The sequence below is a fragment of the Paracoccus hibiscisoli genome, from assembly GCF_005048265.1.
In the GTDB taxonomy this organism is placed as follows: Bacteria; Pseudomonadota; Alphaproteobacteria; order Rhodobacterales; family Rhodobacteraceae; genus Paracoccus; species Paracoccus hibiscisoli.
In genome coordinates this window covers 44,908-71,309 of sequence record NZ_SUNH01000010.1, presented here as the reverse complement: position 1 = coordinate 71,309, position 26,402 = coordinate 44,908, and the positions used below count along the sequence as shown (strand labels likewise).

The following is a 26,402-nucleotide window of genomic DNA, read 5'->3' as shown; positions in this document are numbered from 1 at the left end:
CCTAGACCCCCGTCCGGCCCTTTTCCAGAGCCGCCCTTGCCGCTAAGCAGGACGGAACGTCACGCATGAAGGCCCCCCATGCCCCGGATCGACCGCTATATCCTTGCGCAGCTGCTGACGCTGTTCGGCTTTTTTGCGCTGGTGCTGGTGTCGGTCTATTGGATCAACCGGGCGGTCAGCCTGTTCGACGACCTGCTGAATGACGGCCAGACCGCGCTGGTGGTGCTGGAGTTCACGGCGCTGACACTGCCTTTGGTGATCTCGGTCGTGCTGCCGGTGGCGGCCTTCGCGGCGACGGCCTATGGCACGAACCGCCTGTCCGGGGAATCCGAGCTGGTGGCGATGCATGCGGCGGGGCTGGGGCCCTGGCGGCTGGCGCGGCCGGTGCTGATCTTTGGCGTCTTCGTGGGGGTGATGGTGGCGGTGCTGGTCCACGGGCTGGTGCCGATGGCACGGGCGCGGCTGGCTGACCGGTCCGCCGAGATCGCCGAGAACGTGACCGCGCAGTTCCTGCGCCCCGGCAGCTTTCAGTATCCCGGCCAGCGGGTGACGCTGTTCATCCGCGACGTGGCGGGCGACGGCCGCCTGCTGGATCTGTTCATCGAGGACGGGCGCGACCCGGCGCAGACCGTCACCTATACCGCCCGCGAGGCGCTGGTGGTGCGCAACGACACCGGCCCGGTGCTGATCCTGCTGGAGGGGATGGCCCAGACCCTGCGCCCCGGCACCGATGGCCCGGCCCTGGCGGTGACGCGCTTTGCCGAGTTCAGCTATGACATCGGGGCGATGTTCGCAGGCGGCGGTGACCGGCGGCGCGATCTGCGCGATTTCGGCACGACCACGCTGCTGGCCGCGCCGCCTGCCCTGCTGGAGGCCACGGGCGCCAGCGCGGGCGACGCGCGGCGCGAGGCGCATGAGCGGCTGGCGCAGCCCCTGCTGTCGCCCATTGCCGCGATGTTGGGTTTCGCCACGCTGATGATCGGCGGGTTTTCGCGCTTTGGGGTGTGGCGGCAGGTTGGCTGGGCGATCCTGGGGCTGATCGCGGTGCAGTTCCTGTCCAATGCCGCCGCCAATCAGGTCGGGCGCGATGCGGGGCTGTGGCCGCTGTTGTATCTGCCGGCGGTCTTTGGCGCGGCGCTGTGCGCGGCGCTGCTGTGGCTGGCCGCGCGACCGCGTGGGCCGCGCGGGTCCGGCGGGGGGGCGCGGGCATGATCCTGGCCAGCTATGTCGCGCGGCGGTTCCTGCGCGGGTTCGTGATGATCGCCGGGGTGTTCCTGCTGATCCTGTTCCTGATCGACATGATCGAGATGATCCGCCGCTTTTCGGGCCGCGGCCTGGGCCTGGGCGGGGCTGCGGAACTGGCCGGGCTGAACATCGCGGGCAGTTTCTATTCGATCCTGCCGCTGATGACGGTGCTGGCGGGGATCGCGCTGTTCCTGGGCCTGGCCCGCAGCAGCGAGATGGTGGCGATCCGCGCGTCGGGGCGGTCGGGGCTGCGGGTGATCCGGGCGCCGGCGGCGGCGGCGGCGCTGGTCGGCGTGCTGGCGGTGGGGCTTTTGAACCCGCTGGTGGCGGTGACGGGGTCGCTTTACGACGATGCGGTCGCGGGGATCGACCGGGGCGGCAGCCAGACCGTCAGCCTGGGCGACAGCGCCGTCTGGCTGCGTCAGGGGATGCAGCAGAACGGCCGCGAATCGGGGCAGATCGTGATCCGCGCCCGCCGCGCCAGCCCCGATGCCGTGACGCTGTATGATGCCAGCTTTCTGGTGTTCGACGCCGAGGCCGGGCCCGTCCGCCGCATCGAGGCGCGCGAGGCCCGCCTGACGCCCGGTGCCTGGGACCTGCGCGAGGTCAGCGACTTCCCGCTGGACCGCCCGAACCCGATGGCCGCCGTCACCCGGCATGCGGCAATGACGCTGGCCTCCGATCTGACGGCGCAGCGCATTCGCGACGGCTTTGGCCGGCCCGATTCGGTGCCGGTCTGGCAGCTGCCCGCCTTTATCGCCGGGCTGGAGCGGGCGGGCTTTTCCGCCGCGCGCCACAAGGTCTGGTTCCAGATGGAGCTGGCCCGCCCCTTCCTGATGGCCGCGATGGTGATGATCGCCGCCGCCTTTACCATGCAGCACATGCGCGGGCGCAACAGCGGCACCGCCGTCCTGCTGGCCTTTGGCGCGGGGATCGCGCTGTTCTTTCTGCGCAACCTGGCGCAGGTTCTGGGCGATAACGGGCAGATCCCCGCCGCGATGGCGGCCTGGACGCCGCCTCTGGTCGGCATGATGCTGGCCCTGGGACTGATCCTGAGACGGGAGGACGGATGAGCCTGCGCATCATCACCACGGCGCTGACATCCGGGGCCGCATTGCTGGCGCTGGCTGGACCGATGGCCGCCCAGACCGCCTGGGACCAGGGCAGCATGGGCGCGATCAGCGGCATGCCGGGCGCCACGGGCCGGGCCGATGCCGGTGTCACCGCGCTGGCGCCTGAATCCGACAGCCTGGGCAGCAACCCGGTGGGCGACCGCACCCCCACGCCGCAGAACCCCGCCACGGCCAGCCCGGCCACCACGCTGACCCTGCCGGGCGACCGGCCCACCGACCCGCAATCTGGCGCGGCCACGGTGCTGGCCGATGCGGTGACGGTTCAGGCGGGCGGCACGCTGATCGCGTCAGGCGGGGTGGTGGCCTGGTATCAGGGCGCGCGCCTGGTCGCGCCGCGCATCACCGTGGACGGCGAGACGGGCGATCTGACCATCGAGGGCCCGATCCACCTGTCGCGCCCCGGCAGCACCGACCCCGAACGCGACGCGGTGCTGGTGGCGGACAGCGCCCAGCTGGACCGTGCGTTGCAGGACGGCATCGTGCTGGGCGCGCGGCTGGTTCTGGCGCGGGAATTGCAGCTGGCCTCGACCCGGCTGGAACGGCGCGAGGCGGGCCGCATCACCGAGATGACCAATGTGGTCGCCTCGTCCTGCCGCATCTGCGCCGAGGACCCCCGCCCCCTGTGGGAGATCCGCGCCCGGACCATCACCCATGATGCGGAAACGCGCGAAATCACCTTTGATCGCCCGCAATTCCGCGCCCTGGGCGTGCCGCTGGCCTATGCGCCGTTTCGCGTGACCGCCCCCGACCCCACGGTCGACCGCCGATCGGGCCTGCTGCGCCCCGAGATCCGCACGACCTCGGGCCTGGGGTTCGGGGTCAAGCTGCCCTATTTCCAGACGCTTGGCGATCAGGCCGACCTGACGCTGACGCCCTATCTGGCCGCCAACCGCACCACCACGCTGGAGGCGCGCTATCGCCAGGCCTTTGCCAATGGCGCGGTGGAGGTGAACGGCGCGGTCAGCCGCGACGACCTGCGCCCCGGAGAGACGCGCGGCTATCTGTTCGGCACCGGCCAGTTCCTGCTGCCGCGCGATTATCGGCTGGGGCTGCAGGTGCAGCGCGCATCCGACCGGGCCTATCTGCTGGATTACGGGGTGACCGGCGCCGACCGGCTGTGGAGCGGCGTCTCGGTCGAGCGCGTGCGCCGCGACAAGCTGTTCTGGGGCCGGGTCGGCAATTACGAATCGCTGCGCGAAGATGAAGATAACGCGACCTCTCCGGCGCAGGTGGCCGATGCGATCTGGCTGCGCCGCACCACCCCCGCCCTGATCGGCGGCGAGGCGCTGCTGGAATGGTCGGTCCATGCGCATAGGCGCCCGTCGAACACGGACCGGATCGGGCGCGACGTGGCGCGCGGGTCGGTCGGCATCGACTGGCGGCGCAGCCAGATCCTGCCCGGGGGGGTGGTCGCGGCGGGGCTGGCCGGGCTGGATGCGGACCTGTACCGCATCGCCCAGGACGACCGGTTCGAGCAGCTGGTCACCCGCGTCGATCCGCAGGTGGGTGTCGAGCTGCGCTGGCCGCTGGCGGGCGGCGCGGGCGGGGCCACCCATCTGGTGGAACCCGTGATCCAGGTGCTGTATTCGCCCCGCGGCCGCGACGAGGACATCCCCAACGAGGACAGCCGCCTGATCGAGTTCGACGAGGGCAACCTGTTTTCCGACAACCGCTTTCCGGGCTGGGACGTGCGCGAGACCGGGCTGCGCGCCAATATCGGCGCGACCTGGACGCGGATCGACCCGACCGGCTGGTCCCTGGGCGTGACCGGCGGCCGGGTGCTGCGCGCGCGGGCGGCCGACAATTTCGCCCCCGACAGCCCCCTGGGCGGGCGCAGCTCCGACTGGCTGCTGGCGGCGCATTACGACAACGGCGCGGGGCTGGCGGTGGCCAACCGGGCGCTGTTCGACGACGAATTCGCCATCTCGCGCAACGAGCTGCGGGTGGGCTGGCTGCGCACCGACCTGCAGCTGTCGGCGGGATACATCTGGATCGACCGCGACGAGGACGAGGGCCGCGACGTCGATGCCAGCGAACTGGCCGCCAATATCGGCTGGCAGATCGCGCCGGGCTGGTGGGGCGAGGCCCAGACGCGCTATGACTTTTCCGCCGACCGGGCGCAGCGGGCGGGGCTGCAGGTCAGCTATCGCAACGAATGCATCACGGTGGAGACCGGCCTGTCGCGGCGCTTCAGCAGTTCCGACCTGCTGCGCGCCGAGACCAGCCTGGACCTGTCGGTCCGCCTGGGCGGTTTCGGCACCCAAGAACAGGCGCGGGGCACGGTGGCGCGCCGCAGCTGCATGCGCTAACCTGCAGATCGCAACGAACGAGGGCTATGATGCGGCATTTCCTTTCGGGTATCGCCTTGGCGGCGGTGATCGCCACGGGTGCAGGCGCGCCCGCGCTGGCGCAGAACCTGTTCGCACCGGTGGTCTATGTGAACGACAGCGCCGTGACCCGCTATGAGGTGGATCAGCGGATGCGGTTCATGCGCGTGATCGGTGCCCCCGATGCCAGCGCCGCGGCCGCCGAACAGGCGCTGATCGACGACCGCCTGCGCGTGCAGGCCGCCCGCCAGATCGGCGTCGAGATCACCCCCGAGGGGCTGCAGGCGGGGCTGGAGGAATTCGCCGGCCGCGCCGGGCTGGACGCTGCGGGCTTCATCGCCCAGCTGGAACGCGCGGGCGTCGAGGACGGCGTGTTCCGCGATTTCGTCGAGGCCGGCACCGTCTGGCGCGAGGTCGTGCGCGCCCGCCTGCTGGCCCGCGTGACCATCACCGATGCAGAGGTCGACCAGGAGCTGCAGCGCGTGATCGAGACCCCGATCATCGACCGCGTCCTGTTGTCCGAGCTGATCATCCCCGCGCCCCCGGGCCAGGAGGCGCAAGCCCTGCAGCTGGCCGAGCGTATCTCGGCCTCGCGCCCGACCGAGGCGCAATTCGCCGAAGCCGCGCGGCAATATTCGGCCGTGCCCTCGGCCGAGGCGGGCGGCCGGCTGGAGATGCTAGCCCTGGACAACCTGCCGCCCAGCCTGCGCCCGATCATCACCGCGCTGCAGCCCGGCCAGACCACGCAGGCCCTGCCCGTCGAGGGCGCGGTGGTGCTGTTCCATCTGCGCGACGCACAGGGCACGCTGCGTCCCGGCGCGCGCGAGCAGGTGCTGGATTACATGACGCTGCGCCTGGCATCGGCCGGTGACGCGGCTGCGCTGGCCGCGCGGGTGCGCAATTGCGACGACCTCTATGTGCAGGCGGGCGACGCCGCCCCGCAGGTCCAGCGCCAGACCGCGTCCCAAGGCGCGATCCCGCAGGGCATCGCCGCGCGGCTGGCCTCGCTGGACGCGGACGAGGCCGGGGTGATCCCCGCAGGTGCGGGGGCCGATCTGGTGATGCTGTGTTCGCGCCAGACCGCCCTGGCCGCCCAGCCCCAGGTCGCCACCACCGCCCTGCCCGATGACGGGGTCGAGGCCGCCATCCCGCAATCCGCGACCCCCGGCATCCCCACCCGCGATCAGGTCCGCGACCGGTTGTTCAACACGCGCATCAACACCGCCGCCGAAGGTCTGCTGGCCGATCTGCGCGCCGACGCGATCATCCGGCGGCCCTGATGGCGCGCATCCTGCTGACCTGCGGCGAACCGGCGGGCGTCGGGCCGGAACTGGCGCCCCTGGCCCTGGCTGCGGGCGCCGATATCGTCTGGCTGGGCGATCCGCGCCACCTGCCCCAGGGCGCGCTCTGGACCCAGGTCGCGGCGCCCGACGATGCGGTGACCCCCGGGCACCTGCCGGTCCTGCGCCACGATTTCGCGGGCCCCGCCACGCCCGGCCGCCCCGATCCCGCCCATGCGGCGGACGTGATCGCGGTGATCGCCCGCGCGGTCGATCTGGCCATGACGGGCCAGGTCGCCGCGATCTGCACCGCCCCCATCAGCAAGGAGGCCCTGATCCGCGGCGCGGGCTTCGCCTTTCCGGGCCATACCGAGTTCCTGGCGCATCTGGCGGGCGACGTGCCGGTGGCGATGATGCTGGCCTCGACCACGGTGACGCCGCCCTGCCGGGTGGTGCCCGCGACGATCCACATCCCGCTGGCGGACGTGCCCACAGCCCTGACCGAACAGGCGCTGGAACAGGCGATCCGCCTGACCCATGCCGCGCTGATCCGCGACTTCGGCCTGCCCGCGCCGCGCATCTCGGTCGCGGGCCTGAACCCCCATGCGGGCGAAGGCGGCATGATGGGCACCCAGGACCGCGACCTGATCGCCCCCCTGATCGCCCGCCTGCGCGCCGAAGGGCTGCACGTCACCGGCCCCCACCCCGCCGACACGATGTTCCACGCCCCGGCGCGGGCGCGCTATGACGCGGCCATCGCCTGCTATCACGACCAGGGCCTGATCCCCATCAAGACGCTGGATTTCGACGGCGGCGTGAACGTGACGCTCGGCCTGCCCTTCATCCGCACCTCGCCCGATCACGGCACCGCCTTCGACATCGCGGGCAAGGGCCTGGCCGACCCCTCCTCTACCATCGCCGCCCTGCGCCTGGCCGCCGACATGGCCACCGCCCGCGCGCTTCTTCTTCACGAAAATATCCTCAGGGGGTCTGGGGGCAGAATGCCCCCGGCCTTCGGCAAGGCACCATGATCGACGACCTCCCCCCCCTGCGCGAGGTGATCGCGACCCATGACCTGCGCGCCAAGAAACAGCTGGGCCAGAACTTCCTGCTGGACCTGAACCTGACGCACAAGATCGCGCGGCAGGCGGGCGACCTGACCGGCTGCGACGTGCTGGAGGTCGGGCCCGGCCCCGGCGGGCTGACCCGCGGCCTCCTCGCCTGCGGCGCGCGCCATGTGCTGGCCATCGAAAAGGACCCGCGCGCCCTGCCCGCGCTGGAACAGATCGCCGAGGCCTATCCGGGCCGCCTGACGGTCATCACCGGCGACGCGCTGCAGATCGACCCGCTGGCGCATCTGACGCCGCCGATCCGGGTGGCCGCGAACCTGCCCTACAATGTCGGCACGGAACTGCTGATCCGCTGGCTGACACCCAAGGACTGGCCGCCCTTCTGGCAGTCGCTGACGCTGATGTTCCAGCGCGAGGTGGCCGAACGCATCGTCGCCCGCCCCGGCTCCAAGGCCTATGGCCGGCTGGCGCTGCTGGCGCAGTGGCGGGCGGACGCGCAGATCGTGATGTCCCTGCCGCCCGAGGCCTTTGTCCCCGCACCCAAGGTCCATTCCGCCGTGGTCCACCTGACCGCCCTGCCCCAGCCGCGCTTTCCGGCCGATGCGGCAGTGCTGTCGCAGATCACCGGGGCGGGGTTCAACCAGCGCCGCAAGATGCTGCGCGCCAGCCTCAAGGGCTTGCATCCGCAGATCGAGGCGCTGCTGGACAGCGTCGGCATCCCCCCCACCGCCCGGGCCGAGGAGATCGAGCTGGAACGCTTCTGCGCCCTGGCCCGCGCCTTGAAGGCCGCTCGCTGAACGCTGACTGATCCGCAGCATCCCCCCGCGCGATGATTCCCCATGCGCGGACCCAACGGCGACAGGGGGGCGGTCTGCGCTCCCACGCTGGTCCGGGGTGTTATCAGGCGGCAGGTCGGGTCGGGTTTCCGTCCGAAGGACGGATCCAGGACTGATCATGGCACCGCCCCCGCGATAAGCTCCTCAATCTCCGGCGGCGGAAGGCGGAAGGCGGACCGGAACAGGCGGGCATGCCAAGCACACGCGAACCGGGATTGACGGGAAGACCCTCCCAACCCACCGCCCCGTCGCGCATACTCGCTAAGGGCACAGCCTTTCCGACGCATCTGACAATGATCGGCCATGCCGCCGCGATGACCTCATCCCGTTCGGCAGAACGCTGAGCTTTGGAGGGAGCCGGGCGGGGTGTCGAGCAGAGGCTGGCGATACGGAGGACGGGCGGCGGAGGGTTCCGCGTTGCGGGTTTCTCAACGACGCGAGATTACCAGTCAGGGCGCGCATCACCATGAGCCGCCCGTCAGGGGCGAGCCGCCATGACCAGACCGGCAATCAAAATGCTATCTGGTCGGTGTCAGGAGCGCGTTTACCATGCGGATAGCGCGGGGGGACCCACCCGACACCGGATCAGGGAAGGCGGATAGGGGCGCATTCCGGCGCCAGGGACCCGGAATGGAAAAGGGCGCGCCATTGGCGCGCCCTGTCCGGTTTCGGGGTCTGCAGGATCAGTCCTGCTCGCCCTCGCGCGGGGCGGCGGGGGCCGGCTTGCGGCGGCTGCGGACCGGGGCTGCGGGCGCGTCGGGTGCGGCCTCGCCTTCGGCGGGCGCGGGCCGGGGCGCGCGGCTGCGCGGGGTGCGGCTGCGCGCGGGCTTGGGGGCGGCCTCGGCCTCGGGGGTGCTGATCGGCGCGCCCTGATCCTCGGCGGTCGAGACGATCACCTCGGGCAGGCTGGGCTGGATCTCGTCGCGCGGCGCCTCGACACGGTCCTGACGCGGTTCGCGGGGCTGCTGCTCACGCGGCTGCTGATCGCGGCGCTGGTTGCCGTCGCCCTGGCCTTGGCCATCGCGGTTTCCCTGACCATCGCGGTTGCCATCGCGGCGCTGGTTGCCGCCCTGGTTGTCGCGGTTCTGCTGGTCGCGGCGCTGACCGTCGCCCTGGTTGTCGCGATTGCCGTCACGGCGCTGGTTGTCGCCTTGGCTGTCGCGATTGCCATGCTGGCCCTGGTCGGCATGGCGCTGGCCGTCGCCCTGATGGTCGCGGTTGCCGTTCTGGCCCCCGTTGCCGCCCTGGTGATAGCCGTGGCCGCCCATGCTGCTTTGATAGTCGTCGTCGCTGCGGCCCTGGCCCTGACGTTCGGCCATCTCGCGGTTCGCCTCGCCCAGCATGCGGGTGTAATGCTCCGCATGCTGCAGAAAGCTCTGCTCGGCCACGCGGTCATGGGACAGCTGGGCGTCACGCGCCAGCGTCAGGTATTTCTCGATGATCTGCTGGGGGGTGCCACGCACCTTGCCCTCGGGCCCCGAGCTGTCGAAGACGCGATTGGTGATATTCCCCAGCGTGCGCTGGCGGTTCGATTTGCTACGCGAGCGGGATTTTGATGATCTCATCAGTCTTGTCTGTACTGTTTCCGGGCGTCGGGATGCCAGCGTAAGCTGGACGGCGGTGTCGGACGGATACGGGGGCTGTGACCACTCCGTTCAGCCTTGCCTTGCCCAGCCACGGCGCAGCGGTTGCGCCCTTTCGGTATCGGCAGTTGTCAGGCTGACCCATGCGACGGCAAAGGCCTGTCGCACGCCGCTGACTAACCATGCCGCGCCGCGCGAGACAAGGGAAAACTGCCGAAAATCCCCCGCAACCGGCGTCAAACCGCCGCGATGGGCGCGAAATCGGCCAGCACCACGCGGTCGCGCCCGTCCAGGTCGGGCAGGATGCGCACGTCGGCGCCCGCCGCCGCGAACAGCGCCGCCACCGCAGCGCCTTGGGTCGGGCCGATCTCGACCAGGACCGCGCCGCCGGGGGCCAGCCGCGCCCGCGCGCCCGCCGCGATGACGCGATAGGCGGTCAGCCCGTCCGCCCCATCGGTCAGCGCGCCATGCGGCTCCCAGTCGCGGACATCGGGGTCCAGCAGGGGCATCTCGATCGCGGCGATATAGGGGGGGTTGGACACGATCAGGTCAAACGGACCCTCGACGCCCTGCAGCCAGTCGGCCTGCCGGAACCGGGCATTGACGCCGATGCGCCGTGCATTGCCGCGCGCGACCTGCAGCGCCGCCTCGGAGATGTCGGTGCCCAGCCCCGTGGTCCCCGTCCGCGCCGCCAGAAGCGAGATCAGGATTGCGCCCGTCCCGGTCCCCAGGTCCAGCACGCGGGTCCAGGGGCGGGCCAGGGCGGCCTCGACCAGGGCCTCGGTCTCGGGCCGGGGGTCCAGCGTGTCGGCGGTCACCGTGAACCGATGCGCCCAAAAATCGCGGAACCCCACGATCTGGGCCACCGGCTGGTGCATCGCCCGCGCCGCGATCCCGTGGTTGAAGCGCGCGGCCTGATCGGCGGTCAGCGCGCGGTCGTCGGTGATGCGCAGCTGGCCCGGCTCCATGTCCAGCACCGCGGCCAGGATGCGGTCGGCGTCGCGCGCAGCCCCCCCGATGCCCGCCGCCCGCAACAGCGCCGCGCCCTGGGCCTGGGCGTCCGACAGCTTCATTCGGCCTGGGCCAGGCGCGCGGCCTGGTCATGCGCGGTCAGCGCGTCGATGGTTTCCGTCAGGTCACCCGCGATGATGCGGTCCAGCGCATAAAGCGTCAGGTTGATGCGGTGATCGGTCATGCGGCCCTGCGGAAAGTTATAGGTGCGGATACGTTCGGAACGGTCGCCGCTGCCCACCTGGGCGCGGCGGTCGGCGGCGCGTTCGGCATCGGCCGCCGCGCGCTGCATATCGTACAGACGCGCGCGCAGTACCGCCATCGCGTTGGCGCGGTTCTGGTGCTGGGACTTTTCGCTGCTGGTGACGACGATGCCGGTGGGCAGGTGGGTGATGCGGACCGCCGAATCGGTGGTGTTGACGTGCTGGCCGCCCGCACCCGAGGCGCGCATCGTGTCGATGCGAATGTCGGCGGCGGGAATGTCGATGTCCACGTCCTCGGCCGCCTCGGGCAGGACGGCGACGGTGGCCGCGCTGGTATGGATGCGCCCGCCCGATTCGGTGGTGGGCACGCGCTGGACGCGGTGCACGCCCGATTCGTATTTGAGGCGGGCAAAGACCCCCTCGCCCTCGATCCGGGCAATGGCCTCCTTGACGCCGCCCAGCTCGGACCGGGTCAGCTCCAGCATCTGGAACTGCCAGCCCTGGCCTTCCGCGTGGCGGCGATACATCTCCAGCAGGTCGCCCGCGAACAGCGCGGCCTCGTCGCCCCCGGTGCCCGGGCGGATCTCCAGGATGGCGGGTCGCGCATCGGCCGCGTCACGCGGCAACAGCGCGATGCGCAGATCCTGCTCCAGCGCGGGCAGCTCCGCCTCAAGGCGGCGCAGCTCGTCCTGGGCCAGCTCGCGCATCTCGGGGTCGGACAGCATGGCGCGCGCCTCCTCCAGCCCCGCGGTCGAGGCGCGCCAGCGGTCGATCTGGGCCACGACGGGCTTCAGCTCGGCATATTCGCGGCTGATGGCGGCGATGCGCTCGGGCGCGGCCCCGGCATTCAGCTGCGCCTCGAGAAACTCGAAACGCTGCAGGATCTGGATCAGGCGGTCTTCGGGCAACATGGCTGGGCCTTACCCCCCCGTCCGCATCAGGACAAGCCGCGACCAAGGGCGCGCCGCCGGGGGGGTCCGGGGGGCGCGCAGCCCCCCGGCGCGTCGCGGGACGCACTTCATCGCCGGTTCCAGCCCAAGAGCGCGATCAGCTCCATCGCGACATGGGCCCCCGCGATGGCCGTGGCCCCGGTCGTGTCATAGGGCGGCGAGACCTCGACCACGTCGCCCCCGATCAGATCCAGCCCCGCCAGCCCGCGCAGCAGCGCCGCCGCCTGCCAGCTGGCCAGACCGCCCCAGACCGGCGTGCCCGTCCCCGGCGCGAAGGCCGGGTCCAGCGCGTCGATGTCGAAGGTCAGATAGCAGGGCCTGTCCCCCACAGTGTCGCGGATGCGCGCCAGCGTGGCCTCCACCCCGTCCCGATGCACCGATGGCGCGTCCAGGATCGTGACGCCCATCGTGTCCGGGTTGTCGGTGCGGATGCCCACCGCGACACTGGCCGCCGGGTCCACCAGCCCCTCGCGTATCGCCTTGTAGAGGAAGGTGCCGTGGTCGATCCGGTCGGGGTCGTCATCGACCCAGGTGTCGGAATGCGCGTCGAACTGGATCAGCGCCACAGGCCCCCGCCGCGCCGCGACCGCCCGCAGGATCGGCAGCGTGACGAAATGATCGCCCCCCAGGGTCACGGGCGCGGCCCCCGCGTCCAGGATGGTGCCCAGATGCGCGTCGATTCGCGCAGGCACGTCGCGCACCGCAGCGTAATCGAACGCCATGTCGCCGTAATCGACCACATCCATCACCGACAGCGGGTCAAAGCCCCAGCCATAGGGCGGATCAAAGGCCTGCAGGGTCGATGCCTCGCGGATCGCCCGCGGCCCGAACCGCGCGCCGGGTCGATGCGTCACCGCCTGATCGAAGGGGATGCCCGTCACCGCCACGTCGACGCCGGTCAGGTCCTTGGTATAGCGGCGGCGCAGAAAGCTGGTCGCCCCGCCAAAGGCGTTCTCGAAGGACAGGCCCCGCAGGCTGTCACGGGTAAAGGCCTGATCGACCTGGGTCTTTGCGTCTTCCAGCGCCATCGCGTCCTCCCGGCAGGTTGCGCGGGCCAGATTGGCCGCGCCCCCGGCCCTTCGCAAGGGGCGATCAGCGCACCAGTTTCGGCGCGCCGGTGGCCAGATCTGTGCCGCGATAGGGCTTGCCGGCCTCTTTCCAGGCGCCAAAGCCGCCCTCCAGATGGGCGATGCGGTCCACCACGCCCGATTCCAGGATCTGCCGGGCCACCGCCTCGGACCGCCGCGATCCGCCGCAATAGAGCACCACAGGCCGGTCGCCCCCCAAAGGCAGCCGTTCGGGGACGATATAGGCCATGGGCGCCAGCAGCGCGCCCTCGATCTGTTCCTGCATGTATTCGGCCGGGGTGCGCACGTCGATCATGGCGATCTTGCCGTCGGCCAGGGCGCGGGCGACCTCGTCCGGGGTCCAGGTCTCCAGGGTGCCGTGGCCAGTCTGTTCGGTCTTCATGCGGTCGGGTCCTTGAACTTGTCGGTAAAGACGTTGGTGGGGATCTTCAGATAGACGTTTCCGTCGGCCTCGGGTTCCGGCATCCGGCCCGCCCGCAGGTTCACCTGCAGCGCATGCAGGATCCGTTCCGGCAAAGGCAGCGTCGCGTCGCGTGCATCGCGCAGCGCGCGGAAATCGGCCCGGCTGATGCCGCCGCCCACATGGGCATTGGCCGCGCGCTGCTGGGCCACGGTCGATTCCCATTCCGGGTCGTCACGGTCCTTGGTGCCGTAATCGTGACCGACAAAGACGCGCGTCTCGTCCGGCAGGGACAGGACCGACATCAGGCTGTCATACAGCTCGCTGGAATTGCCGCCGGGGAAATCGGCGCGGCTGGTGCCCACGTCGGGCTGCATGAACGTGTCATGCACAAAGGCCGCATCGCCCACCACGTAGCTCACCGACCCCAAGGTATGCCCCGAATGCAGCATCACCCGCACCGGCAGATCGCCCAGGGCGAATGTCTGGCCATCGGCAAACAGGTGGTCGAAATCAGCCGCCGGATCAAAGGCGCCGGGCAGGTGATACAGCCCCTCCCACAGGCGGGCGATGTCGATGACCCTCTCGCCGATGCCGTTGGGAACGCCCGTCCGCGCCCTGAGCCAGGCCGAGGCCATCAGGTGGTCCGCATGCGGATGCGTGTCCAGGATCCAGGCCAGCGTCAGGCCGCGCGCGGATATCTGCTCCAGCGCCCAGGCCGCGGCGTGGTGACGGCTGACGGCGGCGCGGGGGTCGAATTCCTGCACCACGTCGATCAGGGCCGCCTGTTTCGTGGCCTCGTCCCAGACCAGATACTGGCAGCTGCCGGTGGGCTTGTCCCAGAACCCCAGCACATGCGGCGAGCCCGCGCCGCGCGAGGGGCTTTCCCGAGTGAACATCGCCTGCTCCTTCCCAAATACATTCATTTACTGGAATATAATCACGCCGGGCGGAATGTGAACCCCCACCCGCTGCGGCAGGCCGGGATGAGGCGAAATCCCTTGCATCCGCGCGATCTGCTGCTATGACACGCCATCCTTCCGCCTTGGCTTATCTGTAACGGCGCAGCCTCTCGTGACGGGTGCGGAAGGGACGGCCCGTCGATGAAATGCGCAAGAAACCCGAAAGGATCGCCATGCCTCTGTACGAGCATGTGCTGATCGCCCGCCAGGACCTGTCGAACACGCAGGCCGAAGGGCTGATCGAACACTTCTCGACCGTACTCGCCGATAACGGCGGCAAGGTCGTTGAGCATGAATACTGGGGTGTGCGCACCCTGGCCTACAAGATCAACAAGAACCGCAAGGGCCACTATGCCTTCCTGCGCACCGACGCCCCCTCGGGTGCCGTGCTGGAAATGGAACGCCTGGCCCGCCTGCATGATGACGTGATGCGCGTGATGACCATCCGCGTGGACGAGCATCAGGAAGGCCCCTCGGTCCAGATGCAGAAGCGCGAAGAGCGTGGCGAGCGTGGCGACCGTCCCCGTGGCGACCGTCCCGACCGGGGCGACCGTGATCGCGGCGACCGGGGCGATCGTGGCGGCGACCGCGGCGAACGCCGCGAGCGGAACTGAGAGGATCTGACGAATGGCCAACAAACCCTTCTTCCGTCGTCGCAAGGTCTGCCCGTTCTCGGGCGATAACGCACCTGCGATCGACTACAAGGACACCCGCCTGCTGCAGCGCTATATCAGCGAACGCGGCAAGATCGTGCCCTCGCGCATCACCGCCGTCTCGGCCAAGAAACAACGCGAGCTGGCCCGTGCCATCAAGCGCGCGCGTTTCCTGGCCCTGCTGCCCTATGTCGTCAAGTAAGGAGACCTGAACGATGCAAGTCATCCTGCTGGAACGTGTGGCCAAGCTGGGCCAGATGGGCGAAGTCGTGAACGTCAAGCAAGGCTTTGCACGCAACTATCTCCTGCCCCAGGGCAAGGCGATGCGCGCGTCGGAAGCCAACATCAAGGCGTTCGAAGGTCAGAAGGCGCAGCTGGAGACCCGCAACGCGGAGTCCAAGGCCGAAGCCCAGAAGATCGCCGAGAAACTGGACGGCCAGACCTTCGTGGTCATCCGTTCGGCATCCGATTCGGGTGCGCTGTACGGGTCGGTCACCACGCGTGACGCCGCAGAGGCCGCGACCGAGGCCGGCTTTACCGTCGACCGCAAGTCGGTCGTGCTGCGCGAGCCGATCAAGGATCTGGGTCTGCATGACGTCACCGTCGTGCTGCACCCCGAGGTCGAGGCGACGATCACCATGAACGTCGCGCGTTCGAACGAGGAAGCCGAGCTGCAGGCCCAGGGCAAGTCCATCCAGGACATCGCCGCCGAAGCCGATGCCGAGGCCGAATTCGAGATCGCCGAGCTGTTCGACGACATCGGCGGTGCCGATGATGGCGAAAGCGACGACCGCAACTGATCCTGTCCGGATCAAGTGCAGACAAATTTTGCCGCGCCGGGAAACCGGCGCGGTTTTTCATTCGTTCATGTCAAAATCCTTCCTGATGTGGCACATCCCGACATGGACCTGATGACTGGACCCGACATTGCCCCGGCGCCCCGGCGCATGGCCAAGGATGTGGTGATGACCGACGCGCTGTCCCGGATGCTGCAGACCCGCCCGCATGTGCTGGCCGACGGGGCCACGGGCACCGCGCTGTTCAACATGGGTCTGGACGCGGCCACCCCGCCCGAAATCTGGAACGCGACCCATCCCGACCGCATCGCCGCCCTGCACCGCGCCGCGATCGAGGCCGGGTCGGATCTTTTCCTGACCAACAGCTTTGCCGCCAATGCCAGCCGCCTGGCCCTGCATGGTGCCGCCACCCGCGTGACCGAGCTGAACCGCCTGGCCGCCGGAATCGCCCGCGATCAGGCCGACCGCGCCGGTCGCACGGTGATCGTGGCGGGCTCGATCGGCCCGATCGGAGAGTTCATGGCCCCGATGGGTAGCCTGACCCATGCCCGCGCCGTCCAGATGTTCCACGAACAGGCCCAGGCCCTGCAGGACGGCGGCGCCGACATCCTGTGGTTCGAGACGCTGGCCTCGCTGGAGGAGCTGCGCGCCGCCGCCGAGGCCGCGCGCCTGACCGGCATGGCCTGGTGCGCCAGTCTCAGCTTTGACACGGCGGGGCGCACGATCATGGGCGTGACGCCCGGCCAGCTGGCGGCGGCGGTCGAACGCCTGCCCAACCCGCCCGTGGCCTATGGCGCGAATTGCGGCGTCGGCGCGTCGGACCTGCTGCGGTCGGTCACCGGCTTTGCGGCCTCGGGAAACGAGCGTCCGGTGATCGCCAAGGGCAATGCCGGCGTCCCGCATCTGCATGACGGGCATATCCATTACGACGGCACGCCCGCGCTGATGGCCGATTACGCCTGCCTGGCGCGCGACCTGGGCGTGCGGATCATCGGCGGCTGCTGCGGCACCATGCCCGCGCATCTGCGCGCAATGGCCGAGGCGCTCCAGACCCGCCCGCGCGGCCCCCGCCCCACGCTGGAGCGGATCGCCGAACAGCTGGGCGCCTTCAGCAGCCCCGACGACCGCCGCCATTAGAACAGCGACAGCTGATCCCCCGCCCGCGGCGGCGGGCCAAAGCGTGAACAGTCCAGCGCCGGGCCGCCGCTGCGATAGTCCAGCCGCTTGCGCGCCAGCCGGAACCGCTGCTGCGCCAGTTGGGCATGCAGCCCCTCGCCCCGGAAACGGTGGCCGAATCGCGGGTCGTTGTCGCGCCCGCCGCGCATGTCCTGCACCCGGTTCATCACATGCGTGGCCATGCCGGGGCGGTGCCGCTCCAGCCAGTCGCGGAACAGGGGCGCCACCTCATGCGGCAGGCGCAGGGGGATCATCGTGGCGGTGGTCGCGCCCGCCTCGCGCGCGGCGGTCAGGATCCTTTCGATCTCGGGCTCGGTCAGGACGGGGATGACGGGGGCGACCATCACGCGGACCGGGACGCCCGCCCGCGACAGATCGCGGATCATCCGCAGACGGGTGGCGGGGGTGGGCGCGCGCGGCTCCAGCGCGCGGGCCAGATCCGCGTCCAGCGTGGTCACGCTGACCCCCACCGCCGCCTGATCGCGCGCCGCCAGTTCCGCCCACAGGTCCAGATCGCGCAGGACGGTCTGGCCGCGCGTCACCAGCGTCACCGGATGGTTCCAGTCGCGCAGCACCCGCAGGATGCCCGGCATGATCGCCAGCCGCGCCTCGACCGGCTGATAGGGGTCGGTGTTGGTGCCAAGCGCGATCGGCGCGGGACGATAGCGGGGCCGGGCCAGCTCACGCGCCAGCAGGGCTGCGGCATCGGGTTTGGCGGTGATCCTGGTCTCGAAATCCAGCCCCGGCGACAGGCCCAGATAGGCATGGCTGGGCCGGGCATAGCAATAGATGCAGCCATGCTCGCACCCCCGATAGGGGTTGATCGAGCGGTCAAAGCTGATGTCCGGTGAGGTGTTGCGGGTGATGATGCTGCGCGGGCGTTCGACCGTCACCTCGGTCCGCAGCAGGACCTGTTCCTCGGGGATGTCCCAATCGTCGGATTCGCGGATGCGGCTCTCGCGCTCGAACCGCCCGGCGGGGCGGGTGTCGGCGCCACGGGCCTTCAGGCGCTGGTCGGGATCACGGGGCGGCAGCATGGGGTGATTATAGAACACATCAAGAACATCGCAAGGGCATGGTTGATGTTCCCCCGCCCCGCCCACATCTTTGGCCCGACGCAATCACAGGATATCCCGATGAGCGACGACTATACCCCGCCCAAGGTCTGGACCCCCGGCAAGGAGAATGGCGGCCAGTTCGCCAGCATCAACAAGCCCACCGCCGGCGCGCAGTTCGACCGCGACCTGCCTGTGGGCCGGCATCCGCTGCAGCTCTATTCGCTGGCGACGCCCAACGGGCAGAAGGTCACGATCCTGCTGGAGGAGCTGTTGGAGGCAGGCCACGACGCCGAATACGACGCCTGGCTGATCAAGATCGGCGATGGCGACCAGTTCGGCAGCGGCTTCGTCGCGGCCAACCCCAACAGCAAGATTCCCGCGCTGATGGATCATTCCGTGACCCCGCCGCAGCGGGTCTTTGAATCGGGGTCGATCCTGCTGTACCTGGCCGAGAAATATGGCGCCTTTCTGCCCACCGACCCCGCGGCGCGGACCGAGACGCTGAACTGGCTGTTCTGGCAGATGGGTGCGGGCCCCTATCTGGGCGGCGGCTTTGGGCACTTCTATGCCTATGCGCCGACAAAGATCGAATATGCGATCGACCGCTTCACGATGGAGGTCAAGCGCCAGCTGGACCTGCTGGACAGGCGCCTGGTCGACAACCGGTTCATCGCGGGCGACGATTATACCATCGCCGACATGGCGATATGGCCGTGGTACGGGCGGCTGATCACCGGCGGCGCCTATGGCGATGCGGCGACCTTTCTGGACGCGGAGAGCTATCGCAACCTGCACCGCTGGCAGGCCGAGATCGCGGCACGCCCGGCCGTGCAGCGCGGGATCATGGTGAACAACGTGTCGGGCGATCCCTCCAAGCAGCTGCATGAGCGCCACGACGCGTCGGATTTCCAGACGCGGACCGAGGACAAGCGGCAGGCATGAGAAAGGGGGGCGTTGCCCCCCGTCCTTCGGACTCCCCCCAGGATATTTGAGTGAAGAAGAAAGACTGCTTCTTCTTCAAGGAAATATCCCACGGGGGTGAGCCGCGTCCGGAAAAGGTCCGGGGGACCTTTTCCAAGGCGAACGCCCGGTGCGTTGGCACCGGGCATGGGGTGTGAAACCCCCGGTCGCGGTCGATCAGTTGCGCGCGCGGTCGACCATCTTGCCCTTGGAGATCCAGGGCATCATCTCGCGCAGCTTGGCGCCGACCTGTTCGATCTGATGCTCGTCATTGGCGCGGCGCGAGGCCTTCAGCGTCGGCTGGCCGACGGCGTTCTCCAGCATGAAGTCGCGGACGAACTTGCCCTGCTGGATGTCGGTCAGCACGGCCTTCATGCGGGCCTTGGTCTCCTCATAGGGCAGGATGCGCGGGCCGGTGACATACTGGCCGTATTCCGCCGTGTTCGAGATCGAGTAGTCCATGTTGGCGATGCCGCCCTCATAGATCAGGTCGACGATCAGCTTCACCTCGTGCAGGCACTCGAAATAGGCCATCTCGGGGGCATAGCCCGCCTCGACCAGCGTCTCGAAGCCACAGCGGATCAGCTCGACCAGGCCGCCGCACAGGACCGCCTGCTCACCGAACAGGTCGGTCTCGCATTCCTCGCGGAAGTTCGTCTCGATGATGCCCGAACGGCCGCCGCCGATGGCCGAGCAATAAGACAGACCGATATCCATCGCCTTGCCCGAGGCGTCCTGATGCACCGCGACCAGGCAGGGCACGCCGCCGCCCTTGGTGTATTCGCCGCGGACCGTGTGGCCGGGGCCCTTGGGCGCCATCATGATGACATCGACGCCGGGCTTGGGCTGGATCAGGCCAAAATGCACGTTCAGGCCGTGCGCAAAGGCGATCGCCGCGCCGTCGCGCAGGTTGTCATGGACGTATTTCTTGTAGGTCTCGGCCTGCAGTTCGTCCGGCATGGTGAACATGATGACGTCGCACCAGGCGGCGGCTTCGGCGATGCCCATGACCTTGAGGCCCTCGGCCTCGGCCTTCTGCGCCGACGGGCTGCCGTCGCGCAGGGCGACGACGACGTTCTTGGCGCCGCTGTCGCGCAGGTTCAGGGCATGGGCATGGCCTTGGCTGCCATAGCCCAGGATCGCGACCTTGGCATCCTTGATCAGGTTCACGTCGCAGTCGCGGTCATAGTAAACGCGCATGGGAAAGTCCTTTCGATATGCTGCCCCGGTTCTAGCGCGTTTGCCGTGCAGCCATCGTTCGATCTGACCGAAAAGATGCGGTCTTGTGAAAAGATCATGCTTTGATAAACGACATTCATGAAATTCATGCTTGATACGACAGATCGGCGCATTCTTCGCCAGCTTCTGGCCGATCCCTCCGCCGCCAATGCGGCCTTGGCGGAGCGCGCCGGCGTGACCCCCGCCAGCCTGTGGCGGCGGCTGGAGAGGATGCGCGAGGCGGGCGTCCTGCGGGGCATCCAGGCCCGCATCGACTGGCGCGCCATGGGCTGGGAGGTCGAGGTGTCCTTGCGCTTCACGCTGGACAAGACCGACCCACGCGCCTTTGACCAATTTCTGGCGGCCCTGCGGGAGGTGCCCGAGGTGATCGAGATCCAGTCCTTTCTGGGCAGCGTCGACTGGCGGGCATCGGTGATCGCGCGCGACATGGCGCATTGGCAGCAGGTCTATCGCGACCGCATCCTGACCCTGCCCCATATCGCGGAGCTGGACGCGCTGATGCTGGTCGCGACCATCAAGGACAGCGGAGAGTTGGCGTTGTGAGCGGGCTGGACACGACCGATCTGGCGATTCTGCGCGTGCTGGCCCATGACGCGACGACCAGCGCCGCCGATGTCGGGCGCGCCGTGGGCATCGGCCAGCCCGCCGCATGGCGGCGCATCCGGCGGCTGACCGAGCAGGGGGTGATCGCGGGGCGTCGGGTGGTGCTGGACCCTGCGGCCCTGGGCTTTGGCGTGACGGTCTTTCTGGGGATCAAGCTGGCCGCCAAGGGCCGCACCGGCCTGGAGGATTTCGAGCGCGCCGTCACCGCCATCCCCGAGGTGCAGCTGGTCCAGCATGTCTTGGGCCAGTTCGACTATCGCCTGCGGATCACCGCCCGCGACATCAGCGATTTCGAGCGTATCCTGAGGCGTCGCATCATGACCCTGCCCGGCGTCGGTCAGGTCGAGGCGAACGTGATGCTGTCGGAGGAGCGGCGGCCGGGGCCGTTGGGGTGACCCCAGGCCCCGGCGCGCGGATCACTCCGGGACGACCCGGACCGCGCCCTTGGCCGCGCTGGTGGTCATCGAGGCATAGGCGCGCAGGGCCGTGGTGATCTTGCGCTTGCGCGGCTTGGCGGGCTTCCAACCCTCCGTCTCGCGGGCCGCGCGGCGGGCGGCCAGGGTCGCGTCATCGACCATCAGTTCGATCCGGCGGTTGGGGATGTCGATGCGGATCAGGTCGCCCTGTTCGACCAGGCCGATCGTGCCGCCCTCGGCCGCCTCGGGCGAGACATGGCCGATCGACAGCCCCGACGAGCCGCCCGAAAAGCGGCCATCGGTGACCAGCGCGCATTCCTTGCCCAGGCCCTTGGATTTCAGATAGCTGGTCGGATACAGCATCTCCTGCATGCCGGGGCCGCCACGCGGGCCTTCGTAACGGATCAGCACGACCTCTCCGGCCTTGACCTTGCCGGTCAGGATGGCGCTGACGCTGTCATCCTGGCTTTCGAAGATATGGGCCGGGCCTTCGAAGGTCAGGTTCGAATCGTCCACGCCCGCCGTCTTCACGATGCAGCCATCCTCGGCCAGGTTGCCATACAGCACCGCCAGCCCGCCATCGCGCGAAAAGGCATGCTCTGCCGACCGGATCACGCCCTTTTCGCGGTCCAGATCGACATCGTCATAGCGGTTCGCCTGCGAGAACGCGGTCTGCGTGGCCACCCCGCCCGGTGCCGCCCGGAAGAAGTCGTGGACCGAGGCCGCCTCCGTGCGCGACACGTCCCACCGGTCCAGCGCCTGCGCCAGCGTGCCGGAATGGACGCTGCCCACGGACGTGTCCAGCAGACCCGCCCGATCCAGCTGACCCAGGATCGCCATGATGCCGCCGGCGCGGTGGACGTCCTCCATGTGCACATCGTCCTTGGCGGGCGCGACCTTGCACAGGACCGGCACCTTGCGCGACAGGCGGTCGATGTCGGACATGGTGAAATCGATGCCCGCCTCATGCGCCGCAGCCAGCAGGTGCAGGACGGTGTTGGTCGACCCGCCCATGGCGATGTCCAGCGTCATCGCGTTTTCAAAGGCGGCAAAGCTGGCCACGTTGCGGGGCAGCACGCTGTAATCGTCGCCGTCATAATGGCGCTTGGCCAGATCGACGATCAGGTGGCCCGCCTCAACGAACAGCCGCTTGCGGTCGGCATGGGTCGCCAAGGTCGAGCCGTTGCCCGGCAGCGACAGGCCCAGGGCCTCGGTCAGGCAGTTCATCGAATTGGCCGTGAACATCCCCGAACAGGACCCGCAAGTCGGGCAGGCCGCCTGTTCGATCGCGGCCAAGTCGCTGTCGGACACCGAATCATCGGCCGCCGCGACCATCGCGTCGACCAGATCCAGCGCCTTGACGCGCCCGTCCTGCAGCACGACCTTGCCGGCCTCCATCGGGCCGCCCGACACGAAGACGGTGGGGATGTTCAGGCGCAGCGACGCCATCAGCATGCCCGGCGTGATCTTGTCGCAATTGCTGATGCAGACCATCGCGTCGGCGCAATGGGCGTTGACCATGTATTCGACCGAATCGGCGATGATCTCGCGCGAGGGCAGCGAATACAGCATCCCGTCATGGCCCATGGCGATCCCGTCATCGACCGCGATGGTGTTGAACTCCTTGGCGATCCCGCCCGCCGCCTCGACCTCGCGGGCGACCAGCTGGCCCAGATCCTTCAGATGGACGTGGCCCGGCACGAACTGGGTAAAGCTGTTGACGATGGCAATGATCGGCTTGCCGAAATCGCCCTCCTTGACGCCCGTCGCGCGCCACAGGCCACGCGCGCCTGCCATGTTGCGGCCATGAGTGGTGGTGCGGGAACGATAGGCGGGCATGGGCTGATCTCCTTTGGCTGCGATTGCGTCTATCACCCCGCGCGACGGAAGGAAATTACCCCCGCACGCCGCCGGGCGCGCTTTTCTGTCCGCACCCCCTCACAAAGGCGCGCGGGGCGGGGGGTCCGGGGGGCGCGAGCGCCCCCGGCCGTCGCGGGACGCAACCCGCGCCGGGCCGCCGCGCCGTCACGACGCCAGCTTCATGGTCACGATGCCCGCGACGATCAGACCCGCCGCCGCCATGCGCATCGCCGTCACCGGCTCGGCCAGAAAGACCACGCCCACGACAAAGCTGCCCACCGCGCCGATGCCGGTCCAGACCATATAAGCCGTCCCCAGGGGCAGCGACCGCATCGCCGTTGCCAGCAGCCAGAAGGACGCCACCATCCCCACGACCATCACCGCCGTCGGCAGCGGGCGGGTGAAGCCCTGGGAATATTTCATGGCGGTCGCCCAGATGATTTCCAGCAGACCGGCGGCGAACAGAAGGATCCAGGGCATGGGGGTACCTCACGCGAATCCGGGCCGTCCCGGAGATGACACCCGATGCGGGGAGGTCGTCCTCGCCCGCTGATCTAGGGTCGCCCCGACCGGGGGTCAAGACATGCGCCCGGATTGCGTCAAATCCGCGCGAATCCGCCGGACGGACCCGCAAAACGCCGTGCATTTGATCGGATGGCCTTTTCAACCCGCGCCGCCCGGCCCATATTCCCCGAAGGAGAAGGAGTGACCCATGCCGCTGACCCATTTCCTCGTGATGATCGCCGCCGTGGTCCTGGCCGCTGGCGCGACGATCTGGGCAGGCCTGTCCGCGGGCGTGCCGCCGGTGGCATTTCTGCTGATCGCGCTCAGCGGCGCGCTGTTGGTGCATTTGAACCAGCGCGGGCGGCATGATCACGACGGCTGAGGCTCAGCTGTCCAGTTCCGCGTCCCAGTACAGGAAATCCATCCAGCTGTCATGCAGGTGGTTGGGCGGAAAGCGCCGCCCCACGGCATGCATCTCATCGGCCGAAGGCTGGCGCGGCGGGCGGCGCAGGTGCATCCCGGAATGGCGCAGGCTGCGATTGGCCTTTTTCAGGTTGCAGGGCGAACAGGCCGCGACCACGTTCTCCCAACTGGTGATCCCGCCGCGCGACCGCGGCACAACATGGTCAAAGGTCAGATCGCCCTTGGCCCCGCAATACTGACAGCAGAATTCATCCCGCAGAAAAAGATTGAAGCGCGTGAATGCCACGCGCTTCTGGGGTCGGACGAAATCCTTCAGCACCACCACCGAGGGGATGCGGAATGCCTGTCGCTGGCTTCGCACCTCGTGGTCGTATTCGGCGATGATGGTGACCCGGTCCAGGAACACCGCCTTGATCGCCTCCTGCCAAGGCCACAGCGACAGCGGATAATAGCTCAGCGGGCGATAGTCGGCATTCAGCACCAGCGCCGGATAATGGCGCAGGTTCGCCGGTTCACGCACGAATTGCGTTCGAAAGTCGGGGTGATGATGGTCGTCCAGCATAGCGCCTTCCCGTCTGCCCCGTGGGGTTGACCGGGGCGCCCGTCAGATCCGTTGACCCGACTATATCTGGCGGCGACCATCTGGCAAGCCCCCGCATCTATAACCGATACGGGGACTTGTATCCGCCCGAAATGACGGCAGCGTGACAGCTCAGTCGCGCAGGTGTTCCTTGAGGAAGGCCAGCGCCACCGACAGCCCGTCCGGAGAGATGCCGTGGCCGGTCCCCTCCATCACATGGCCATAGACGGTGAACCCCGCCCCCTGCAGCGCCTGGCCCGCCACTGCCATGTCGTCAAAGGGCACGACCTCGTCCTGGTCGCCGTGGATCAGCAGGACGGGCGGGTGGACGCGGGCCTCGGTCGCGAGGGTTTCGGGGGACAACAGCCGCCCCGAAAACCCGACCACGCCCGCCACCGCATCGTCGCGGCGGGGCGCGACCTGCAGGGCCATCATCGTGCCTTGGGAAAAGCCCACCAGCACCATCCGGTCGGCGGTCAGCGCCTCGGCGGCCAGCACGGTGTCCAGGAATTCGTTCAGCGCCGCGACCGACTGGCCCATGCTGATGCGGGCGTCGACCTCGGACGAACCGTCCAGCCAAGGGATCGGAAACCACTGATACCCCATCGGGTTGTTCCGGCAGGGCTCCGGCGCGTCCGGCGCATAGAAGGCGGTCGTGGGCAGGTGCTGCGCCAGCGGTTCGGACAGGCCCAGCAGGTCGGTGCCGTCGGCCCCATAGCCGTGCAGGAACACGACGACCGATCCGGCCTTTTCGGGGCCCCGGCGGGCGGATTGCAGCGGTTCGATCATGATATTCCCTCGCGTCCTTTGGCCCAGCGGTAATAGGCCCACAGCCCCCGCGCCGCAACCGCGCGCCACGGCTGCCACGGCTCGGCCATCGCGCGCAACGCCGCGGGGCCGGGCCGGTCGGACAGGCCGTACATGCCGCGCGCGGCCTCCTGCAACGCCAGGTCGCCCGCCGCGAAAACATCGGCCCGGCCCAGCGCGAATTTCAGATAGATCTCGGCGGTCCAGACACCGATGCCCGGCAGGGCCACCAGTTCCGCGATGGCCTTGTCGTCGGGCAGGGCGCGCAGGCCCTCCCAGTCCAGCCCCGCCGCGGCGATGCCGCGCAGATAGCGCGCCTTGGGCCGCGACAGGCCCGCCGCGCGCAGCGTGTCGTCATCGGCGTCGCGCAGCGTCTGCTGCCGGTGCAGCCCCGCCGCCAGCAACCGCCCCCAGATCGCCGCCGCCGCCGCGACCGAGACCTGCTGGCCCACGATCGCCTGCGCCATCGCCGCGAACCCGTCCGGCTGACGGCGCAGCGGCAGCGGGCCCAGCTCGGGCAGCACCCGCGCCCAGACCGGGCAGACGGCCGCCAGATGCGCGCAGCCCTCGTCGATATCGGCTTGCGTCAGGATCAGGCGCGGCTCAGCCACCCGCCTGCGCCTCCAGCTTCAGCCGCGTCTCCCACGCCATCGAGATGTGCTGGCGCAGCGCGCGGTCCGCCGCCGCCCCGTCCCCCGCCGCGATCGCATCCACGATGCGGGCATGTTCCGCCAGCGCGGTCTCTCCCCGCCCCTCGGCGGCCAGCGATGTCCGCGCCATCAGCGCCATGGTCCGATGCACCAGATCCAGCTGCTGGACCAGATAGCGGTTGTGGGAGGCCAGGTGGATCTGGCGGTGGAACCGCTTGTTGGCGCGGGCCAGCGCCTCGGGGTCGCCCTTGGCGCGGCGGTCCTCCTCGACCATCTGGGCCAGCACGCGCACCTCCTCGGGGGTGGCGTGGCGGGCGGCCAGGCGGGCGGCCAGCGCCTCCAGTTCCGCCCGCACGGTGTACAGCTCCGCCAGCTGGTTGTGGTCCAGCGATGCCACGATCAGGCTGCGCCCGTCCCGGACCAGCATGGCCTGCGTCTCCAGCCGCTGCAGCGCCTCGCGCACGGGCGTGCGGCTGACGCCGAAACGCTCGGCCAGCTCGGATTCGACCAGCCGGTCGCCGGGGCGATAGGTGCCGCCCTCGATGGCGGTCAGGATCAGGGAATAGGCGTCTTTCATGCGGCCAACGA

The 26,402-nt window shown here is 69.2% G+C and carries 28 protein-coding genes; 14 read left to right on the top strand and 14 right to left on the bottom strand.

Going from position 1 to position 26,402, the window contains the following annotated elements:
• Positions 1-78 precede the first annotated feature (78 nt).
• The 6 genes from lptF to rsmA are packed head-to-tail and all read left to right on the top strand — an operon-like array spanning position 79 to position 7,852.
• On the top strand, positions 79-1,212 hold the full coding sequence (gene lptF, locus FA740_RS08190; RefSeq protein ID WP_136856284.1) for an LPS export ABC transporter permease LptF: 1,134 nt from the start codon (positions 79-81) through the stop codon (positions 1,210-1,212).
• The gene (lptG, locus tag FA740_RS08185; protein WP_136856283.1) at positions 1,209-2,318 is read left to right on the top strand and encodes an LPS export ABC transporter permease LptG; all 1,110 of its coding nucleotides are present in this window, start codon (positions 1,209-1,211) and stop codon (positions 2,316-2,318) included. Before lptF ends, lptG begins: the two co-directional genes overlap by 4 nt.
• A complete protein-coding gene (locus FA740_RS08180) occupies positions 2,315-4,687 on the top strand; it encodes an LPS-assembly protein LptD (protein ID WP_246053528.1) in 2,373 nt (790 codons plus the stop codon). Before lptG ends, FA740_RS08180 begins: the two co-directional genes overlap by 4 nt.
• A gap of 29 nt (positions 4,688-4,716) precedes the next feature.
• On the top strand, positions 4,717-5,985 hold the full coding sequence (locus tag FA740_RS08175; protein WP_136856282.1) for a peptidylprolyl isomerase: 1,269 nt from the start codon (positions 4,717-4,719) through the stop codon (positions 5,983-5,985).
• The gene (gene pdxA / locus FA740_RS08170; protein WP_169306258.1) at positions 5,982-7,016 is read left to right on the top strand and encodes a 4-hydroxythreonine-4-phosphate dehydrogenase PdxA; all 1,035 of its coding nucleotides are present in this window, start codon (positions 5,982-5,984) and stop codon (positions 7,014-7,016) included. Before FA740_RS08175 ends, pdxA begins: the two co-directional genes overlap by 4 nt.
• Positions 7,013-7,852 carry a 16S rRNA (adenine(1518)-N(6)/adenine(1519)-N(6))-dimethyltransferase RsmA gene (gene rsmA / locus FA740_RS08165; RefSeq protein ID WP_136856280.1) on the top strand — a complete coding sequence of 280 codons (840 nt, stop codon included), beginning with the start codon at positions 7,013-7,015 and terminating at the stop codon, positions 7,850-7,852. The genes pdxA and rsmA overlap by 4 nt, the downstream gene beginning before the upstream one ends.
• A 722-nt stretch (positions 7,853-8,574) precedes the next feature.
• Here rsmA and FA740_RS08160 read toward each other — a convergent pair.
• The 6 genes from FA740_RS08160 to FA740_RS08135 all read right to left on the bottom strand — a co-directional run bounded on the left by FA740_RS08160 (position 8,575) and on the right by FA740_RS08135 (position 14,025).
• Positions 8,575-9,456, bottom strand: a complete 882-nt coding sequence (locus FA740_RS08160; protein WP_136856279.1) for a DUF4167 domain-containing protein — start codon at positions 9,454-9,456, stop codon at positions 8,575-8,577.
• Positions 9,457-9,710: 254 nt separating this feature from the next.
• Positions 9,711-10,547 (bottom strand): peptide chain release factor N(5)-glutamine methyltransferase, encoded by an 837-nt coding sequence (prmC, locus tag FA740_RS08155; protein ID WP_136856278.1) that lies wholly within the window; start codon positions 10,545-10,547, stop codon positions 9,711-9,713.
• Positions 10,544-11,599, bottom strand: coding sequence for a peptide chain release factor 1 (gene prfA / locus FA740_RS08150; protein WP_136856277.1), 1,056 nt, complete (start codon positions 11,597-11,599; stop codon positions 10,544-10,546). The genes prmC and prfA overlap by 4 nt, the downstream gene beginning before the upstream one ends.
• A gap of 107 nt (positions 11,600-11,706) precedes the next feature.
• Positions 11,707-12,666 (bottom strand): agmatinase, encoded by a 960-nt coding sequence (speB, locus tag FA740_RS08145; RefSeq protein ID WP_136856276.1) that lies wholly within the window; start codon positions 12,664-12,666, stop codon positions 11,707-11,709.
• Positions 12,667-12,730: 64 nt separating this feature from the next.
• The gene (locus FA740_RS08140; protein WP_136856275.1) at positions 12,731-13,108 is read right to left on the bottom strand and encodes a rhodanese-like domain-containing protein; all 378 of its coding nucleotides are present in this window, start codon (positions 13,106-13,108) and stop codon (positions 12,731-12,733) included.
• Positions 13,105-14,025, bottom strand: coding sequence for an MBL fold metallo-hydrolase (locus tag FA740_RS08135; protein WP_136856274.1), 921 nt, complete (start codon positions 14,023-14,025; stop codon positions 13,105-13,107). The genes FA740_RS08140 and FA740_RS08135 overlap by 4 nt, the downstream gene beginning before the upstream one ends.
• Before the next feature lie 236 nt (positions 14,026-14,261).
• On the opposite strand from FA740_RS08135, the gene rpsF reads away from it, so the two are divergent.
• From rpsF to bmt, 4 genes are all read left to right on the top strand, one after another.
• Positions 14,262-14,702 carry a 30S ribosomal protein S6 gene (rpsF, locus tag FA740_RS08130; protein ID WP_136856273.1) on the top strand — a complete coding sequence of 147 codons (441 nt, stop codon included), beginning with the start codon at positions 14,262-14,264 and terminating at the stop codon, positions 14,700-14,702.
• Between the two features lie 13 nt (positions 14,703-14,715).
• Complete coding sequence (gene rpsR, locus FA740_RS08125) at positions 14,716-14,943, top strand: 30S ribosomal protein S18 (RefSeq protein WP_042247758.1); 228 nt, start codon at positions 14,716-14,718, stop codon at positions 14,941-14,943.
• A 13-nt stretch (positions 14,944-14,956) separates the two neighbouring features.
• A complete protein-coding gene (gene rplI / locus FA740_RS08120; RefSeq protein WP_136856272.1) occupies positions 14,957-15,541 on the top strand; it encodes a 50S ribosomal protein L9 in 585 nt (194 codons plus the stop codon).
• Positions 15,542-15,706: 165 nt separating this feature from the next.
• On the top strand, positions 15,707-16,675 hold the full coding sequence (gene bmt, locus FA740_RS08115) for a betaine--homocysteine S-methyltransferase (RefSeq protein WP_136856368.1): 969 nt from the start codon (positions 15,707-15,709) through the stop codon (positions 16,673-16,675).
• Here the strand turns inward: bmt and FA740_RS08110 are convergent.
• A complete protein-coding gene (locus tag FA740_RS08110) occupies positions 16,672-17,751 on the bottom strand; it encodes a PA0069 family radical SAM protein (RefSeq protein ID WP_136856271.1) in 1,080 nt (359 codons plus the stop codon). The two genes, bmt and FA740_RS08110, sit on opposite strands and share 4 nt — an antisense overlap.
• 99 nt (positions 17,752-17,850) lie before the next feature.
• Between FA740_RS08110 and yghU the strand changes: the two genes are divergently transcribed.
• Positions 17,851-18,714 carry a glutathione-dependent disulfide-bond oxidoreductase gene (yghU, locus tag FA740_RS08105; RefSeq protein ID WP_211243660.1) on the top strand — a complete coding sequence of 288 codons (864 nt, stop codon included), beginning with the start codon at positions 17,851-17,853 and terminating at the stop codon, positions 18,712-18,714.
• Between the two features lie 195 nt (positions 18,715-18,909).
• Here yghU and ilvC read toward each other — a convergent pair whose 3' ends face one another.
• Entirely contained in the window at positions 18,910-19,932 is a 1,023-nt protein-coding gene (gene ilvC, locus FA740_RS08100) for a ketol-acid reductoisomerase (RefSeq protein WP_136856270.1), read from the bottom strand.
• Positions 19,933-20,058: 126 nt separating this feature from the next.
• Between ilvC and FA740_RS08095 the strand changes: the two genes are divergently transcribed.
• Positions 20,059-20,514 (top strand): Lrp/AsnC family transcriptional regulator, encoded by a 456-nt coding sequence (locus FA740_RS08095; RefSeq protein WP_136856366.1) that lies wholly within the window; start codon positions 20,059-20,061, stop codon positions 20,512-20,514.
• Positions 20,511-20,969 (top strand): Lrp/AsnC family transcriptional regulator, encoded by a 459-nt coding sequence (locus FA740_RS08090; RefSeq protein ID WP_136856269.1) that lies wholly within the window; start codon positions 20,511-20,513, stop codon positions 20,967-20,969. Before FA740_RS08095 ends, FA740_RS08090 begins: the two co-directional genes overlap by 4 nt.
• 21 nt (positions 20,970-20,990) lie before the next feature.
• Here FA740_RS08090 and ilvD read toward each other — a convergent pair whose 3' ends face one another.
• Both ilvD and FA740_RS08080 read right to left on the bottom strand, forming a co-directional pair.
• Entirely contained in the window at positions 20,991-22,829 is a 1,839-nt protein-coding gene (gene ilvD / locus FA740_RS08085) for a dihydroxy-acid dehydratase (RefSeq protein WP_136856268.1), read from the bottom strand.
• Between the two features lie 186 nt (positions 22,830-23,015).
• On the bottom strand, positions 23,016-23,330 hold the full coding sequence (locus FA740_RS08080) for a DMT family transporter (protein WP_136856267.1): 315 nt from the start codon (positions 23,328-23,330) through the stop codon (positions 23,016-23,018).
• A 232-nt stretch (positions 23,331-23,562) separates the two neighbouring features.
• Here FA740_RS08080 and FA740_RS19660 point away from each other — a divergent pair, with 232 nt between their 5' ends.
• On the top strand, positions 23,563-23,736 hold the full coding sequence (locus FA740_RS19660) for a hypothetical protein (protein WP_169306255.1): 174 nt from the start codon (positions 23,563-23,565) through the stop codon (positions 23,734-23,736).
• Between the two features lie 3 nt (positions 23,737-23,739).
• Here FA740_RS19660 and FA740_RS08075 read toward each other — a convergent pair whose 3' ends face one another.
• The 4 genes from FA740_RS08075 to FA740_RS08060 all read right to left on the bottom strand — a co-directional run bounded on the left by FA740_RS08075 (position 23,740) and on the right by FA740_RS08060 (position 26,391).
• Positions 23,740-24,339: an HNH endonuclease gene (locus FA740_RS08075; RefSeq protein ID WP_136856266.1), complete on the bottom strand. Its 600-nt coding sequence runs from the start codon at positions 24,337-24,339 to the stop codon at positions 23,740-23,742.
• Between the two features lie 150 nt (positions 24,340-24,489).
• The gene (locus tag FA740_RS08070; RefSeq protein ID WP_136856265.1) at positions 24,490-25,146 is read right to left on the bottom strand and encodes an alpha/beta hydrolase; all 657 of its coding nucleotides are present in this window, start codon (positions 25,144-25,146) and stop codon (positions 24,490-24,492) included.
• Positions 25,143-25,775, bottom strand: coding sequence for a DNA-3-methyladenine glycosylase family protein (locus FA740_RS08065; RefSeq protein WP_136856264.1), 633 nt, complete (start codon positions 25,773-25,775; stop codon positions 25,143-25,145). The genes FA740_RS08070 and FA740_RS08065 overlap by 4 nt, the downstream gene beginning before the upstream one ends.
• Positions 25,768-26,391 (bottom strand): GntR family transcriptional regulator, encoded by a 624-nt coding sequence (locus tag FA740_RS08060; protein WP_119884870.1) that lies wholly within the window; start codon positions 26,389-26,391, stop codon positions 25,768-25,770. The genes FA740_RS08065 and FA740_RS08060 overlap by 8 nt, the downstream gene beginning before the upstream one ends.
• Between the last annotated feature and the right edge of the window lie 11 nt (positions 26,392-26,402).

What these genes read in the sequence shown, in the direction of transcription:
- FA740_RS08095 (WP_136856366.1), top strand. Translation starts at nt 20,059, where the DNA reads ATGCTTGATACGACAGATCGGCGCATTCTTCGCCAGCTTCTGGCCGAT.
- ilvD (WP_136856268.1), bottom strand. Translation starts at nt 22,829, where the DNA reads ATGCCCGCCTATCGTTCCCGCACCACCACTCATGGCCGCAACATGGCA.
- FA740_RS08070 (WP_136856265.1), bottom strand. Translation starts at nt 25,146, where the DNA reads ATGATCGAACCGCTGCAATCCGCCCGCCGGGGCCCCGAAAAGGCCGGA.
- rpsR (WP_042247758.1), top strand. Translation starts at nt 14,716, where the DNA reads ATGGCCAACAAACCCTTCTTCCGTCGTCGCAAGGTCTGCCCGTTCTCG.
- prfA (WP_136856277.1), bottom strand. Translation starts at nt 11,599, where the DNA reads ATGTTGCCCGAAGACCGCCTGATCCAGATCCTGCAGCGTTTCGAGTTT.
- lptF (WP_136856284.1), top strand. Translation starts at nt 79, where the DNA reads ATGCCCCGGATCGACCGCTATATCCTTGCGCAGCTGCTGACGCTGTTC.
- FA740_RS08160 (WP_136856279.1), bottom strand. Translation starts at nt 9,456, where the DNA reads ATGAGATCATCAAAATCCCGCTCGCGTAGCAAATCGAACCGCCAGCGC.
- speB (WP_136856276.1), bottom strand. Translation starts at nt 12,666, where the DNA reads ATGGCGCTGGAAGACGCAAAGACCCAGGTCGATCAGGCCTTTACCCGT.
- FA740_RS08110 (WP_136856271.1), bottom strand. Translation starts at nt 17,751, where the DNA reads ATGCTGCCGCCCCGTGATCCCGACCAGCGCCTGAAGGCCCGTGGCGCC.
- FA740_RS19660 (WP_169306255.1), top strand. Translation starts at nt 23,563, where the DNA reads ATGCCGCTGACCCATTTCCTCGTGATGATCGCCGCCGTGGTCCTGGCC.
- yghU (WP_211243660.1), top strand. Translation starts at nt 17,851, where the DNA reads ATGAGCGACGACTATACCCCGCCCAAGGTCTGGACCCCCGGCAAGGAG.
- FA740_RS08175 (WP_136856282.1), top strand. Translation starts at nt 4,717, where the DNA reads ATGCGGCATTTCCTTTCGGGTATCGCCTTGGCGGCGGTGATCGCCACG.
- prmC (WP_136856278.1), bottom strand. Translation starts at nt 10,547, where the DNA reads ATGAAGCTGTCGGACGCCCAGGCCCAGGGCGCGGCGCTGTTGCGGGCG.
- FA740_RS08135 (WP_136856274.1), bottom strand. Translation starts at nt 14,025, where the DNA reads ATGTTCACTCGGGAAAGCCCCTCGCGCGGCGCGGGCTCGCCGCATGTG.
- FA740_RS08080 (WP_136856267.1), bottom strand. Translation starts at nt 23,330, where the DNA reads ATGCCCTGGATCCTTCTGTTCGCCGCCGGTCTGCTGGAAATCATCTGG.
- rplI (WP_136856272.1), top strand. Translation starts at nt 14,957, where the DNA reads ATGCAAGTCATCCTGCTGGAACGTGTGGCCAAGCTGGGCCAGATGGGC.
- FA740_RS08140 (WP_136856275.1), bottom strand. Translation starts at nt 13,108, where the DNA reads ATGAAGACCGAACAGACTGGCCACGGCACCCTGGAGACCTGGACCCCG.
- ilvC (WP_136856270.1), bottom strand. Translation starts at nt 19,932, where the DNA reads ATGCGCGTTTACTATGACCGCGACTGCGACGTGAACCTGATCAAGGAT.
- rsmA (WP_136856280.1), top strand. Translation starts at nt 7,013, where the DNA reads ATGATCGACGACCTCCCCCCCCTGCGCGAGGTGATCGCGACCCATGAC.
- FA740_RS08075 (WP_136856266.1), bottom strand. Translation starts at nt 24,339, where the DNA reads ATGCTGGACGACCATCATCACCCCGACTTTCGAACGCAATTCGTGCGT.
- FA740_RS08180 (WP_246053528.1), top strand. Translation starts at nt 2,315, where the DNA reads ATGAGCCTGCGCATCATCACCACGGCGCTGACATCCGGGGCCGCATTG.
- rpsF (WP_136856273.1), top strand. Translation starts at nt 14,262, where the DNA reads ATGCCTCTGTACGAGCATGTGCTGATCGCCCGCCAGGACCTGTCGAAC.
- lptG (WP_136856283.1), top strand. Translation starts at nt 1,209, where the DNA reads ATGATCCTGGCCAGCTATGTCGCGCGGCGGTTCCTGCGCGGGTTCGTG.
- FA740_RS08060 (WP_119884870.1), bottom strand. Translation starts at nt 26,391, where the DNA reads ATGAAAGACGCCTATTCCCTGATCCTGACCGCCATCGAGGGCGGCACC.
- bmt (WP_136856368.1), top strand. Translation starts at nt 15,707, where the DNA reads ATGACCGACGCGCTGTCCCGGATGCTGCAGACCCGCCCGCATGTGCTG.